The 14,074-nt window shown below is 67.7% G+C and carries 8 protein-coding genes and 1 riboswitch; of the genes, 4 read left to right on the top strand and 4 right to left on the bottom strand.

What is annotated here, in order from left to right; all coding sequences use genetic code 11:
- Positions 1–104: 104 nt before the first annotated feature.
- Entirely contained in the window at positions 105–1,238 is a 1,134-nt protein-coding gene (locus AC23D4_RS12045) for an ABC transporter substrate-binding protein (protein WP_472888736.1), read from the bottom strand.
- Positions 1,239–1,367: 129 nt separating this feature from the next.
- Here AC23D4_RS12045 and uvrA point away from each other — a divergent pair, with 129 nt between their 5' ends.
- A complete protein-coding gene (gene uvrA / locus AC23D4_RS12040) occupies positions 1,368–7,262 on the top strand; it encodes an excinuclease ABC subunit UvrA (RefSeq protein ID WP_472888735.1) in 5,895 nt (1,964 codons plus the stop codon).
- A 592-nt stretch (positions 7,263–7,854) separates the two neighbouring features.
- On the opposite strand, the gene AC23D4_RS12035 is transcribed toward uvrA, so the two are convergent.
- Entirely contained in the window at positions 7,855–8,241 is a 387-nt protein-coding gene (locus AC23D4_RS12035; protein WP_472888734.1) for a hypothetical protein, read from the bottom strand.
- A gap of 137 nt (positions 8,242–8,378) precedes the next feature.
- Between AC23D4_RS12035 and AC23D4_RS12030 the strand changes: the two genes are divergently transcribed.
- On the top strand, positions 8,379–9,515 hold the full coding sequence (locus tag AC23D4_RS12030; protein ID WP_472888733.1) for a YeeE/YedE family protein: 1,137 nt from the start codon (positions 8,379–8,381) through the stop codon (positions 9,513–9,515).
- Positions 9,516–9,522: 7 nt separating this feature from the next.
- Here AC23D4_RS12030 and AC23D4_RS12025 read toward each other — a convergent pair whose 3' ends face one another.
- Together AC23D4_RS12025 and AC23D4_RS12020 are read right to left on the bottom strand one after the other, a co-directional pair.
- Positions 9,523–10,755, bottom strand: coding sequence for an MFS transporter (locus tag AC23D4_RS12025; RefSeq protein ID WP_472888732.1), 1,233 nt, complete (start codon positions 10,753–10,755; stop codon positions 9,523–9,525).
- A gap of 61 nt (positions 10,756–10,816) precedes the next feature.
- Complete coding sequence (locus AC23D4_RS12020; RefSeq protein ID WP_472888731.1) at positions 10,817–11,626, bottom strand: HAD-IIB family hydrolase; 810 nt, start codon at positions 11,624–11,626, stop codon at positions 10,817–10,819.
- A gap of 54 nt (positions 11,627–11,680) precedes the next feature.
- Positions 11,681–11,768: riboswitch (S-adenosyl-L-homocysteine riboswitch) on the top strand.
- A 68-nt stretch (positions 11,769–11,836) separates the two neighbouring features.
- Between AC23D4_RS12020 and ahcY the strand changes: the two genes are divergently transcribed.
- Together ahcY and AC23D4_RS12010 are read left to right on the top strand one after the other, a co-directional pair.
- Positions 11,837–13,273 carry an adenosylhomocysteinase gene (gene ahcY, locus AC23D4_RS12015; RefSeq protein ID WP_472888730.1) on the top strand — a complete coding sequence of 479 codons (1,437 nt, stop codon included), beginning with the start codon at positions 11,837–11,839 and terminating at the stop codon, positions 13,271–13,273.
- 6 nt (positions 13,274–13,279) lie between these two features.
- Positions 13,280–14,047, top strand: coding sequence for a TlyA family RNA methyltransferase (locus tag AC23D4_RS12010; RefSeq protein WP_472888729.1), 768 nt, complete (start codon positions 13,280–13,282; stop codon positions 14,045–14,047).
- Positions 14,048–14,074 lie beyond the last annotated feature (27 nt).

The following is a 14,074-nucleotide window of genomic DNA, read 5'->3' as shown; positions in this document are numbered from 1 at the left end:
ACACCCCCGCCGCGCTTCGCGCGACGGCGGCACTGGCCGTCCGGCAAAGCCGGCCCGGCGGTGCCCTGGGTTGCCCCCTTTTCAAGGGGGCGGCGACGCAGGGGCTATCGTCTGAACTTCCCCGCTGCATCGACGATCGACAGGTCGGCAAAATCGAGGCCGGTGTGGTTGTCCGGTCCGTAGCTCACGCTCAGTCCGCCGATGTTGAAGTTCTGCAGGCCCTCCAGCGCATCCCGCAGGCTGCCGGATGTCGGGTTGGGCCCGGCGCGTCGCAGGCCTTCGACCAGCACCTTGGCGGCTGCAAAGCCTTCGATCATCGCGGGCGACACGCCTTCCATGCCCCTGGCCTTGGCCAGCGTTTGCGCCTCCCGGATCAGGGGGTAGGCCAGCGAGCGTTCATTGGGAAATACCTGGGTCACGATCACGCCGTGTGCGTGTTCACCCAGCAGCTTGATGAACCCTTCTGAGGCGTTGTTGGACAGGGTGACGATCTGTGCCCTTGAGCCGGCGGCGCGGATCGCCCTGACCGCGTTGGCGGTGTTGCCGGCCGAGCCGATCACCATCACGGCCTGGGCTTTCTGCTGGGTCACTTGCTGGCCCAGCGCGGCAAACTCGGGTTTGTCGCGTGGAAACTTCTCCAGCAGCAGCGGTTTCTGCCCGACCTTCTCAAAACCTTTCTGCGCCCCGGCGGCCGAATCCGCGCCAAACGAATCGTCGGTCTGCAGCACCGCGATGCGCGTCATGCCGATGCTGGCCAGGTGTTCGATGGCCTTGGCCGCTTCGCGCTGGTAGGTGGCGCGCACGTTGAACACCCAGGGGTTGACGGGGGTGTGCAGCGCCATGGCGCCTGTGCTGGGGCCCACCAGCGGCAGCTTGTGCTCGGCCAGCAGCGGCAGCAGGGCCTGGGCGTGCGGTGTGCCGCGGTTCAGAAACAGCGCCAGCACCTTCTGTTGGGTGATCAGTTCGCGGGCCACCTCGACCGTGCGCTTGGGGTCGAACTGGTCGTCCACCGAAATCAGCTCGATCTTCTGGCCGTTCACGCCGCCGCGCGCGTTCACCGCGTCCAGGTAGAGCCTGGCGCCTTCGGTGTTCTCTTTCACGCCGGCCGCCACCGAACCGGTGAAGCCCGAGGGCTGACCGATGCGCAGCTGGGCCCAGGCGGGCATGGCGAGGGTGGTGAGGGCCGTCAGGCAGACGGTGACCAGAGCCAGGCGGTGCCCTGGGCGGGTGGGTGTCATGTGTTTGTCTCCAAGGATGGCGCCAGTCTAGGCGCGGCGCCGTCGCGGGAAATTGTGGAAATGACGTAGCCGCGCACGGCGCGGGCCTTGCGCTCCTAGAATGTTTGCCTCCCCACCGGAAGCCCCCTCATGTCTGATGCGCACCCGCTCCTGAACCCCTCGTCCCCGTCCGAACCCGCGGACGCTGCGCCGGCAGACAGCCCGGCGCACACCGAGACCGGGCTGATCCGCATCCGCGGCGCGCGCCAGCACAACCTCAAGAACATCGATCTCGACATCCGCACCGGTGAACTCACGGTGGTCACCGGGCCCAGCGGTTCGGGCAAGTCCAGCCTGGTGTTCGACACGCTCTTTGCCGAGGGCCAGCGCCGCTACGTGGAGACCTTCAGCGCCTACGCGCGCCAGTTCCTCGACCGCATGGACAAGCCGGCGGTGGACCGGGTGGATGGCGTGCCGCCCGCCATCGCCATCGACCAGACCAACCCGGTGCGCAGCTCGCGCTCGACCGTGGGCACGATGACCGAGCTGAACGACCACCTGAAGCTCCTGTTCGCGCGCGGCGCCGACCTGTTCGACCGCGAGACCGCGCTGCCGGTGCGGCACGATTCGCCGGAGTCGATCTGCGCCGAGCTGCAGAAGCGTTGTGTGGCGTTGAACGATCCCAGGCTGGTGGTGACCTTCCCGGTCGAGCTTCCGGCCAGCACGACCCCCGAGGAGATCGAACAATGGCTCTCGGCCAGCGGTTACACGCGGGTGCAGGCCGAGCGCATCGTGCAGCGTGCCGCACCGGCGCCCGATGCGAAAGCGGCGAAAACCACCAAGGTCAAAGCCACCAAGAGCACCGCGGCCAGCGAAGCTGTGAAGGTGCTCGACGTGGTGGCCGACCGCTTCCGCATCGGCACCGCCGAGCAGGCCCGTGTGATGGAGGCCATCGAAGCCGGCCTCAAGCGCGGCAGCGGCAAGCTGATGGTCTATGTGTTGGGTGAAGACGGTTCAGAGCCTGTCATCTGGCGGTTCTCGACCGGCCTGCACTGCCCCGAGAGCGACATCCGCTACACCGACCCCACGCCCTCGATGTTCTCGTTCAACTCGGCCGTGGGCGCCTGCGAGGCCTGCCGCGGCTTCGGCCGTGTGATTGGGGTGGACTACGGCCTGGTGATCCCGAACGACAAGCTCACACTGCGCAACGGCGCGATCAAGGTGTTCCAGACCCCCGCCTGGAAAGAGGCGCAGGACGACCTGATGCGCCACGCTGAAAGCGCGGGCATCCCGCGCGACACACCCTGGAGCAAGCTCACGCCCGAGCAGCAGCACTGGGTCAGGGCCGGATCGCCGAACTGGAACGGCAAGTGGAACCAGCACTGGTTCGGCATCGCGCGTTTCTTCGAGTACCTGGAGAGCAAAGCCTACAAGATGCACATCCGCGTGCTCTTGTCCAAGTACCGCAGCTACACCGAATGCCCGAGCTGCGGCGGCGCGCGCCTGAAGACCGACAGCCTGCTCTGGCGCATCGGCACCAAGGCCCAGGCCGACGCGGTGCTGCCGCCCGAGAAACGGTATCTGCCGAAGGGCGTGAAGTGGTCGCGTGCGCAGCTGGAGGCTTTGCCCGGCCTGTGTCTGCACGACCTGATGCTGCTGCCGCTGGACAAGCTGCGGGTGTTCTTTGCGGCGCTGGACAAGACGCTGGTACCGGCGGGTTCGGACCTTGCGGGCGCCGGTCAGGCGCAGGCGGTGCGTCTGCTGTTCGAAGAGATCAACACCCGCGTCCGCTACCTCTGCGAGGTCGGCATCGGCTACCTCACGCTCGACCGCCAGAGCCGCACCCTCAGCGGCGGCGAGGTGCAGCGCATCAACCTCACGACCGCGCTCGGCACCTCGCTGGTCAACACGCTCTTCGTGCTCGACGAGCCCAGCATCGGCCTGCACCCGCGCGACATGGCGCGCATCAACGACGCCATGCTGCGCCTGCGCGACGCCGGCAACACCCTCGTGGTGGTCGAACACGACCCGGCCGTGATGCTGGCGGCCGACCGCCTGATCGACATGGGCCCCGGCCCGGGCGAGCGCGGCGGACAGATCGTGTTCGACGGCACGCCCGAGCAGATTCGCAGTGCCGACACGCTCACCGGTGCCTACCTTGGTGCCCGCAAGACCATCGGCATGGGCTTCAAGCGCATGGTGACCGACAGCACACCGCGGCTGATCCTCGAAGGCGCGCGCGAGCACAACCTGCAGAACGTCTCGGTCGAGTTCCCGCTGCAACGCCTGGTGGTGGTCACCGGCGTCTCGGGCTCGGGCAAGTCCAGCCTGATCCAGGACGTGCTCGCGCCCGCGCTGCTGCGCCACTTCGGCAAGTCCACCGACAGCCCGGGCGCACACGACCGCCTGCTCGGTGCCGACTTCCTGAGTGAAGTGGTGTTCGTGGATCAATCGCCCATCGGCAAGACCGCGCGCTCCAACCCGGTGAGTTACGTCGGTGCCTGGGACGCGGTGCGCGCGCTGTTCGCCGACGCGCCGCTCTCGCGCCAGCGCAGCTACACCGCGAGCAAGTTCAGCTTCAACAGCGGCGACGGGCGCTGCCCCACCTGTGGCGGCTCCGGCTTCGAGCACGTGGAGATGCAGTTCCTGAGCGACGTGTATTTGCGCTGCCCGGATTGCGATGGCAAACGCTACCGGCCCGAGATTCTGGAGGTGAAGATTGAACGCGGTGCCCGCTGGTTCAGCGTGGCCGACGTGCTGAACCTCACCGTGAGCGAAGCCGCCGCCTTGTTCGTCGGCGATCGCGAAGTCATCCGTGCGCTGCAGCCCATCGTGGACGTGGGGCTGGAGTACGTGAAACTGGGCCAGCCGGTGCCGACCCTGTCGGGTGGCGAGGCGCAGCGCCTGAAGCTCGCGGGTTTCCTGGCCGAAGCCGCCAAGAGCGCGAGCGCCAGCCGCCAGCCGATCTCGCGCAAGGGCACGCTGTTCCTGTTCGACGAGCCCACCACCGGCCTGCACTTCGACGACATCGCCAAGCTCATGCGCAGCCTGCGCAAGCTGCTCGAAGCCGGGCATTCGCTGGTCGTGATCGAACACAACCTCGACGTGATCCGCGCCGCCGACTGGCTGATCGATCTTGGCCCCGAAGGCGGCGCGGGCGGTGGTCTGGTGGTGGCCGAGGGGCCGCCCGAAGACCTGCGACAACACCCCACCAGCCACACCGCCAAAGCCCTGCGCGACTACGCCGAGTCCATGGGCGAGGTGCACGCGGTGCACGAAGGCCGGCTGGTCGACTACCTGAAGCAGCCGCAGCGCCAACGCGCCTCGGCCGCGCGCGCCGAGGGTCACAGCAACGCCATCCGCATCGTCAACGCCAAGGAACACAACCTCAAGAACCTGAGCGTGGACATTCCGCGCGGCCAGTTCAACGTGATCTCCGGCGTGAGCGGTTCGGGCAAGTCCACGCTGGCCTTTGACATCCTTTTCAACGAAGGCCAGCGGCGCTACCTCGAATCGCTCAACGCCTATGCGCGCAGCATCGTGCAGCCCGCGGGCCGGCCCGAGGTGGACGCGGTCTACGGCATCCCGCCCACGGTGGCGATCGAACAGCGCCTCAGCCGCGGCGGCCGCAAAAGCACGGTGGGCACCACCACCGAGGTCTGGCACTTCCTGCGCCTGCTCTACGTGAAGCTCGGCACGCAGCACTGCGTGCACGATGGCGCGGCCGTGATGCCGCAGAGCCCCGAGAGCATCGCCGCCGCCATCCTCACGCGCTACGCCGGCCAACACATCGGCCTGCTCGCGCCGCTGGTGGTCAACCGCAAGGGTGTCTACACCGAGCTGGCCGACTGGGCGCGCCCGCGTGGCCACACGCACCTGCGCGTGGACGGCGAGTTCCTGCCCACGAGCGGTTTCCCGCGCATCGACCGCTTCAAGGAACACACCATCGAACTGCCGGTGGCCGACGGTGTGGTGGACCCGGCCAACGAGGCCTGGCTGCGCAGCCAGCTCGGCAAGGCGCTGGAGATCGGCAAGGGCCAGGTGCATGTGCTGCACCAGATGGAGGGCCTGGCAGAGGCCATGGCCGAAGGCATCACCACCGTGGGCCTCGGCAAACTGGAAGTCTTTTCAACCAACCGCGCCTGCCCGGTCTGCGCCACCAGCTACCCCGAGCTGGACCCGCGCCTGTTTTCGTACAACAGCAAACACGGCTGGTGCCCCGACTGCGTGGGCACGGGCCTGGCGCTTTCGCGCGAGCAGCGCAAGGCGCTGGACGATTCGGTGCGCGACGACAACGAGCGCGGTCGCGAGCAGAGCTTTGCCGAGCCCGAGGTGGAAGACCTGGCCGACCGGCCTTGCCCGGGTTGCGAAGGCACCCGTCTCAATGCGCAGGCCCGCGCGGTGAAGTTTGGCGGTGTGGGCATCACCGACGTGGCCCGTCTGTCGGTGAATGAAGTCCGCTCTTGGGTGCAGGGCTTGCTGAAAGTGGCCGTGCTGACGAGCCGCGAGGCCGACATCGCGCGCGACCTGCTGCCGGAGATTGAAAGCCGCCTCGCCTTCCTCGAAGAGGTGGGGCTGAATTACCTCACGCTCGACCGCGGCGCCCCCACGCTCAGCGGCGGCGAAGCGCAGCGCATCCGCCTCGCAGCGCAGCTCGGCAGCAACCTGCAGGGCGTGTGTTACGTGCTCGACGAGCCGACCATCGGCCTGCACGCTCGCGACAACGCCATCCTGCTCAACGCGCTGCACAAGCTCGGCGAGATGGGCAACACGCTGGTGGTGGTGGAACACGACGAAGACACCATCCGCCGCGCCGACCACATCATCGACATCGGCCCGAGTGCGGGCAAACGCGGAGGTCGTGTGGTGGCGCAAGGGTCGGTGGCCGACCTGTCGGCCAACGCCGAATCTGTGACCGGGCGCTACCTGCTGCACGCGATGAAACATCCGCTGCAGCTGCGGCGAGCCGTGGATTCGGCGGCTCCCGCACTCGAAGTCCGTGGCGCCAAGCTGCACAACCTGCAGAACCTCACCGTCGCCGTCCCCCTGCAACGCCTGGTCGTGGTCACCGGCGTCAGCGGCTCCGGCAAGTCCACCTTCGCGCGCGACGTGCTGCTCACCAACGCGGCGACTGCCGTGTCCCAGCGCAGCACCTTCGCCGGCCGCACCAGCTGGGACGCGGGCGAGCGCCCCACCTGGACCGGCTGCGACAAGCTGCTCGGCTCCGAGGTGGTGGACCGCGTGCTCGAAGTCGACCAGACCCCCATCGGCAAAACGCCCCGCAGCTGCCCGGCCACCTACATCGGTTTCTGGGACACGGTGCGCAAGCTCTTTGCCGACACGCTCGAAGCCAAGGCCCGTGGTTACGGCCCGGGTCGCTTCAGCTTCAACACCGGCGAAGGCCGCTGCCCGGGCTGTGAAGGGCAGGGCCTGCGCACCATCGAGATGAGCTTCCTGCCCGACGTGAAAGTGCCCTGCGAGGTCTGCCACGGCGCGCGCTTCAACCCCGAGACCCTGGCCGTCACCTGGAAGGGCAAGAGCATCGGTGACGTGCTGCAGATGGAGGTGGACGAAGCGGTCGAATTCTTCGCCGCCATGCCCAGCATCAGCCACCCGCTGCAGCTGCTGAAAGACGTGGGCCTGGGTTATCTCACGCTGGGCCAGCCCAGCCCCACGCTGAGCGGTGGCGAAGCCCAGCGCATCAAGCTCGTGACCGAACTCAGCAAGGTGCGCGACGACATCGGCCGCCGTGGCCAGAAGGCGCCGCACACGCTCTACGTGCTCGACGAACCCACGGTCGGCCTGCACATGGCCGACGTAGAAAAGCTCATCCGCGTGCTGCACCGGCTGGTGGACGGTGGCCACAGCGTGATCGTGATCGAACACGACCTGGACGTGATGGCCGAAGCCGACTGGATCATCGACCTCGGGCCCGAAGGCGGCGGCGGCGGTGGCCGCGTGGTGGCCGAAGCCCCACCCGACGAGGTGGTGCGGCTGGGCACGCACACGGGCAGGGTGCTGGGGCCAGTGTTGGCGCGGGCGTGAATCTTTCCTTGGCCGATACGCCAGTTAAAGAAACGCGCGTTTCTTTGACCAGCGATCACCCCCCACCCGACGCCACCGTCCCTGGCAGCTTGTAAGCCTGCAAATTGTGGTTCGGCGACTCCGGGTACAAAAACACCAAGGTACCCGACGGGATCAGGACGGACAAGTGCTGATTGCGCAGGTGTTTCAGCTCTTTGCCCAAGAGCTTCGCCAACGTTTCCCCCCTGAGCGGGTGCCACCCGCACAGGTCGCAAATCATCTTCCAGGGGCAGCTTGCCCTGTTCCGGGTGTGGGTCTGGCCGCTCCCCACCTTGCTGACCTGAGCACTCACCCGGGATGTTTTCCTGGGTCTGCGCGCGGCCGGGTTGGGCGCGGTGCCAGCCTTCGTGCTCGCGCTGCTGGCGCTTTACCCGCTCAACACCTGGCGCGACGCGCCGCTGTTTCCCACGCTGGTTTCAGCGCTCAAGGACCTGGCGGGCAAGATGCCTTTGCCGCCCGGTGCCTCGGGCCGACATTGGTGCCGCCGACGGGTTGCCGTTTTGCCAGCGCTGGAGCCGTCCGACGGACACCACCAGAGCGGCGGCTTCCCGGTTCAGGCCCAGGCCATCCAGGCCAGCGCCAGTGCCAGCACCGAAAAACCCCAGAGCAGCAGGCGCGTGCGCACGCGCAGCGCCTCCACGGCGGTGACCAGGCGCGCGTTCTGTTCGGCCAGTTCGGCCACGGTCTGGGTCAGCTGTTCCTGCGCCTGGGCCTGATGATGAATCTGCTGCTGCGCCACGATCAGGCGGTTGGTCAGCTCCCCCAGGCTCGGTGTTTCACCCGCCGGCATCTCGATGACCTCGACGGCCGGTGGCGTCGCCGGGGTCTGAGCGCGCTGTCGTTCGAGCAACTTGCGCGCGGCGCTGAGCACCTTGGGCGCATGTTCGATCACGTCGCCCCAGGGGATGACTTTCAGGGCAACCAGCCAGGGGATGGCCATGGATTTCCTTTCAGGGACGATTTCAGGAAGCAGTCGGCTGGTTTGAGCTTACCCGTGTTGACCGGTTCACCGGATGTTGCGCCGCATCAAGTCCCGCACCGCGGGCGGGCGTAACATGGTCGCTTGCGCATATTTTCATGAATGGAGTCGTCATGGACTGGACGGGCTGGATCGAGCGTTTTGGTGAACCGGGTGTGCTGGCGGTCTGTGGCCTGCTCACCGGGCTGGCCTTCGGCTTCTTTGCGCAACGCTCCAGGTTCTGCCTGCGCGCGGCCGTGATCGAGTTCTGGCACGGCAAGTTCGGCGACAAGCTCGCGGTCTGGTTGCTGGCCTTTTCCACCGCCGTGGTGGCCGTGCAGTTGTTCGTGGTCTCGGGGCTGCTCGACGTGAGCACCGCGCGCCAGCTGTCGTCCCGCGGCAGCCTGTCCGGTGCGCTCATCGGTGGACTGATCTTTGGTGTCGGCATGGTCATGACGCGCGGCTGCGCCAGCCGCCTGCTGGTGCTCTCGGCCAACGGCAACCTGCGGGCGCTGCTCTCGGGACTGATCTTTGCCGTGACGGCGCAGGCTTCGCTCAGTGGCGTGTTGTCGCCCTGGCGCGAAACCATCGCCGGCTGGTGGACGGTGGACGGTGGCCCCGCGCGCAGCCTGCTGGCGGTGGTGGGCGTCGGCCCGATGGACGGGCTGGCTTTCGCCGCGGTGTGGCTGGTGACGGCGCTGTTTTTTGCCTACTACAGCGGCTGGGGTTTCTGGAAGTGGGCTGGCGGCATCGGCACTGGTCTGGCCGTGGCGCTGGCCTGGCTGGCCACCTACCAGGTGCTCGCGCATTCGTTCGAGCCGGTGCAGGTCCAGGGCATGACCTTCAGTGGCCCCTCGGCCGAATGGCTGATGCGCGTGCTGAGCAACCCGAACGACCCCTGGAACTTCGACCTCGGCCTGATGCCGGGCGTGTTCCTGGGCTCGCTGATCGGTGCGCTGGTGGGGCGCGACTGGAAGCTCGAAGGTTTCGGCGGCGGTTACACCATGCCGCGCTACATCATCGGTGCCGTCCTGATGGGTTTTGGCTCCATGCTGGCCGGTGGTTGCGCCGTGGGCGCGGGCATGACGGGCGGCGCGATCTTCGCCGTCACGGCCTGGGTGACGCTCGTGGGCATGTGGGTGGGCGGCGGTGTGGCCGACCGTGTGTTCGACGGGGCGCACAAGCCGGCACCCGCACCGGCACCTTCGCCCGAGCCGGCTCCCTTGGCGGCCAGCGCTCCGACGGCAGCGCCCTGAACAGAGCCTAACCGCGGCCGGTGCGGTGCAGCAGCCACCAGCCCGGCCCGGCCACCGCCAGCAGCAGCGCCGGAAAGCCCAGCGCCGGTGCCCAGTCCAGCATGGCCGCACCCAGCGCGGGCGCCAGCACGCCGCCCAGGGTGTACGACAGCACCAGCACGGCGGTGCTGTTGACCAGGGTGATGCCTTCTTCGCGCGAGCCGATGTCGATCATCGCCAGCGTGTAGAGGCTGCCGCCGGCGCCGCCCCATGAAAACGCCACCGCCGCCGCCAGCCAGGGCGTGCCCGCGACAAAAGGGATCAGCGCCGTGGCAGCCAGCGTGACGAGCGCGCACCAACGCATGAGCGCGAGGCGGGCGCTGCGCGGGTCACCCCAGCGGGGGAGGGCGCCCAAGCGGTCGGCCAGCAGCCCGGCGGGCAGCATCATGAGCGCGCTGCCCAGGCCACTGGCCGAGACCAGCAAGGCCGCCGCCGTCACGCCCAGCCCCAGACTCAGGCCGTACAGCGGCAGGATGGATGTGAGCCCACTTTCGAAGAAACCACCGACGAAACCCACCGTCATGATCAGCGGGTGCGCGCGCAGCGCGTGCCACACGCCTTGCAGGCCCACACGGGCGCTGTGGGCATCCGTGGCGCCCGGCAGCCTCGGGATCAACAGGCTCCACAGCAGGCCGAGGGTCATGCTGGCAAGCACGATCCACAGCGCCACCGGGCTCTGCGCGCCCACGGTGGCGAGCAGCGCGGGTCCGATGACGAAGGTGGTGCCCACCATGGTTTCAAACAGGCCCACCAGGCGCCCGCGCCGCTGCGGTGGCGCGAACTCGGCCACCACCGCCTCGGCCAGCACCCAGCGCAGGCCCGACGCCGCGCCGGCGACGAACTCGAACACAAACCAGGCGGGCAGCCAGCGGGTGAACAGGAACCCGGTCGTGCTGAGCACCGGCACCAGCGCCGCCAGCCACAGCGTGGGGCGCCGCCCCAGCCGCTGCGTGATCGCCGAGGCAAACGGCGTGATGGCGAACACGCCCACCCAGCCCGTGGCCGCCAGCAGGCCCGCCAGCGCGTTGGACACACCGTCGCCCTTGAGGCGCAACAGCAGCAGCGGCATGAGCATGAAGTAGCCCACCAGCTCAAAGAAGGTGGAGCCAAAGATGGCCACCAGGCCGAGGCGGGCCTGCGAGGGGGGTGATGCGGGCAGGGCCAGGCCGCCGTGGCCGGGCGGCAGCGGGTGTCCGCTCATCGGGCAGGCTCCGCCCTTCGGGCTGCGCTGCGAGTCCCTTTCGGAACGGCCGGACGGGGGCTCATGCGGTCCTTCCCTTGCGGCCAGCCAGCAGGGCCTGCACCACCTCGGCAAAGCCGGCACCACGCTCGCTCCGGGTCACATAGCGCGGGCGGTGGTCGAGCCGGTCCCAGAACCGCGCCACGTTGGCCACGCCCACGCTGTGCGGGAAGTGGCCGAACATGACCGCGTCGTTGGTCGAGTCGCCGACGTAGACCCAGTGCTCGGGCTCGGCGTCCAGATTCCGGCCGAGCTGTTCGCGCACCACCCAGCGCGCGCCCGCCAGTTTGTCGTGTTCGCCGATCCAGCCATTGACGTGGATGGAACTCACCGTGGCATGCAGGCCGCCCGCCTGCATCAGGCGCACCACCTGCGCGATGGTCGCACCGTCCAGCTGCGCGAACTCGCTGTGGTCGATGGCGATGTCGGTCTCGCGCCCAGGGCTGTCCTGCGACAGGCGGGTCTGCGGCAGCTCGCTCAGGATGCGCTGCGCCACCGCCTGCAGGCGTTCGAAGTTGGTTTGCCGTGTTGCTGTGTCCTGCAGGTAGGTCTTGTGCAGCGTGCCGCCCGGGTCGCGTGACAGCGCGACAGCGCCGTTTTCCGCCACGATGGCGTTCACCGGCCAGTCCAGCGCAAAGGCTTCGCTCCAGCCTGCGGGCCTGCCGGTGATGGCGAACACCGGCAGGCCCGCTGCGCGCAGGGCTTGCAGGGCGGCCAGCGCGTCCGGCGTGATCGCCCCCCCGGTGGTGAGGGTGTCGTCGATGTCGGTGAGCACACCGTGGATGTGGCTGCGCGCGGCCGCCGGCCAGTCGGAAAGGGTGAGATGAGGCATAAAGGCTGAAGAGTTTCGCAGATGCGCAAAAAGCCCGTCTGCGGTAGAATCATGTGATCCGAGGAGCGTTGCAGCGCACCCCTGACCACCGGTCAGCGCGGGGCGTGAGGCTCGGAAATCCATGCAACGACGCTCATCCACTGAACGTGCGATGGGCTTTTTTTTGCCCCCGCGTCCAGTGGTTATTGCCAACCTCATCTGGAGCGAACCATGAACGCACGCATTCCCAACGCCGTCAACGCCGACTGCGTCATCACCGACATCGGCCTGGCCGACTGGGGCCGCAAGGAAATCCGCATCGCCGAGACCGAGATGCCCGGCCTGATGGCCATCCGCGAAGAGTTCGCACCCAAGCAGGCGCTCAAGGGCGCGCGCATCACCGGCTCGCTGCACATGACCATCCAGACGGCCGTGCTGATCGAGACCCTGCAAGCGCTGGGCGCCGAAGTGCGCTGGGCGTCGTGCAACATCTTCTCCACGCAGGACCACGCCGCCGCCGCGATCGCCGCCGCCGGCACGCCGGTGTTCGCCGTCAAGGGCGAGACCCTGACCGACTACTGGGACTACACCCACCGCATCTTCGACTTCGGCCCCAAGGGCAGCGAAGGCGAAGGCCCGAACATGATCCTGGACGACGGCGGCGACGCCACGCTGCTGATGCACCTGGGCAAGCAGGCCGAGAAGGACCAGAGCGTGCTGGCCAACCCCGGCAGCGAAGAAGAGCGCATCCTGTTCGCCGCCATCAAGGCCAAGCTGGCCGAAGACAGCACCTGGTACAGCCGCAAGAGCGCCCAGATCATCGGTGTGACCGAAGAAACCACCACGGGTGTGCACCGCCTGAAGGAAATGTCGGTCAAGGGCAGTCTGATGTTCCGCGCCATCAACGTGAACGACTCGGTGACCAAGAGCAAGTTCGACAACCTCTATGGCTGCCGCGAGAGCCTGGTGGACGGCATCAAGCGCGCCACCGACGTGATGATCGCCGGCAAGGTCGCCTGCGTGGCCGGTTACGGCGACGTGGGCAAGGGCTCGGCACAGGCCCTGCGCGCCCTGAGCGCCCAGGTGTGGGTGACCGAGATCGACCCCATCAACGCCCTGCAGGCTGCGATGGAAGGCTACAAGGTCGTGACCATGGAGTACGCCGCCGACAAGGCCGACATCTTCGTGACCACCACCGGCAACCGCGACGTGATCACCTTCGACCATATGGCCGCCATGAAGGACCAGGCCATCGTCTGCAACATCGGCCACTTCGACAACGAGATCCAGGTCGCCCAGCTGGAAGAGAAGTGCCAGTGGGAAGAGATCAAGCCCCAGGTGGACCATGTGATCTTCCCGGACGGCAAGAAGATCATCCTGCTGGCCAAGGGCCGCCTGGTGAACCTGGGCTGCGGCACCGGCCACCCGAGCTTCGTGATGTCGTCTTCGTTTGCCAACCAGACGATTGCGCAGATCGAGCTGTTCACGCACAGCGACTTCTACGAAAACGGCAAGGTCTACGTGCTGCCCAAGCACCTGGACGAGAAGGTCGCCCGTCTGCACCTGAAGAAGGTCGGCGCGATGCTGAGCGAGCTGAGCGACGAGCAGGCGGCGTACATCGGTGTGCCGAAGCAAGGTCCGTACAAGCCGGACTCTTACCGCTATTGATCGCCGATGCGCGCTGACCAGTTGCTCGTCGAGCGAGGGTTGGCTGCTTCGCGCTCGCAGGCCCAGCGGCTGATCGCTGCCGGGGTGCGCTGGCGGGTGCCCGGTGGCGACTGGAAGGCCGTGAGCAAAAACGGCGACGAGCTGCGTGAGGCGGTGGAGCTGGAGCTGCTGGACACGGCGGAGTCGCGTTTCGTGTCGCGCGGCGGGCTCAAGCTCGACGGCGCGCTGGCGCACTGCGGGATGGACGTGACCGGCCAACGCTGCCTCGACGTGGGGCAGAGCAGCGGTGGTTTCACCGACTGCCTGCTGCAACGCGGCGCCACCCAGGTGGTGGGCCTGGACGTGGGGCAGGGTCAGTTGCACCCGAAGCTGCGCAGCGATGCGCGGGTGGTCTGCATCGAAAAGTGCAACGCCCGTGAACTCACGGCGCAGCAACTGGCGCAAGCCGGTGGTGAGGCCGCTTCAGCGCCGTTCGACCTGATCGTGGGCGACCTGTCGTTCATCTCGCAGACCCTGGTCTGGCCGGCCATCGTGCCGCTGTTGAAAGACGGCGGCGACTTGCTGATGCTGGTCAAGCCGCAGTTCGAACTGCAGCCGGGCCAGATCGGCAAGGGCGGCCTGGTGAAGGACGTTGCGAGCTATGCGGTCGTGCGCGAGCGCATCGCGCTGGCCTGCGTGGACAACGGCTTGACGCTGTTGGACTATTTTGAAAGTGCCATCACCGGTGGTGACGGCAACCGCGAATTTTTCGTCTGGGCGAAGCGGGCGGCCTGAAGCCGTCCCGTGGACCCGACGCTCGAC

It is taken from the genome of Hydrogenophaga sp. L76 (assembly GCF_057654755.1).
Note: the sequence above shows the minus strand (reverse complement) of the source record. Positions and strands in the feature narration are given on the sequence as shown.

Excerpts from the sequence above, each read along its gene's own strand:
- AC23D4_RS12045 (WP_472888736.1), bottom strand. The coding sequence starts at position 1,238 with ATGACACCCACCCGCCCAGGGCACCGCCTGGCTCTGGTCACCGTCTGC.
- AC23D4_RS12020 (WP_472888731.1), bottom strand. The coding sequence starts at position 11,626 with ATGCCTCATCTCACCCTTTCCGACTGGCCGGCGGCCGCGCGCAGCCAC.
- AC23D4_RS12030 (WP_472888733.1), top strand. The coding sequence starts at position 8,379 with ATGAATGGAGTCGTCATGGACTGGACGGGCTGGATCGAGCGTTTTGGT.
- AC23D4_RS12025 (WP_472888732.1), bottom strand. The coding sequence starts at position 10,755 with ATGAGCGGACACCCGCTGCCGCCCGGCCACGGCGGCCTGGCCCTGCCC.
- AC23D4_RS12035 (WP_472888734.1), bottom strand. The coding sequence starts at position 8,241 with ATGGCCATCCCCTGGCTGGTTGCCCTGAAAGTCATCCCCTGGGGCGAC.
- uvrA (WP_472888735.1), top strand. The coding sequence starts at position 1,368 with ATGTCTGATGCGCACCCGCTCCTGAACCCCTCGTCCCCGTCCGAACCC.
- AC23D4_RS12010 (WP_472888729.1), top strand. The coding sequence starts at position 13,280 with ATGCGCGCTGACCAGTTGCTCGTCGAGCGAGGGTTGGCTGCTTCGCGC.
- ahcY (WP_472888730.1), top strand. The coding sequence starts at position 11,837 with ATGAACGCACGCATTCCCAACGCCGTCAACGCCGACTGCGTCATCACC.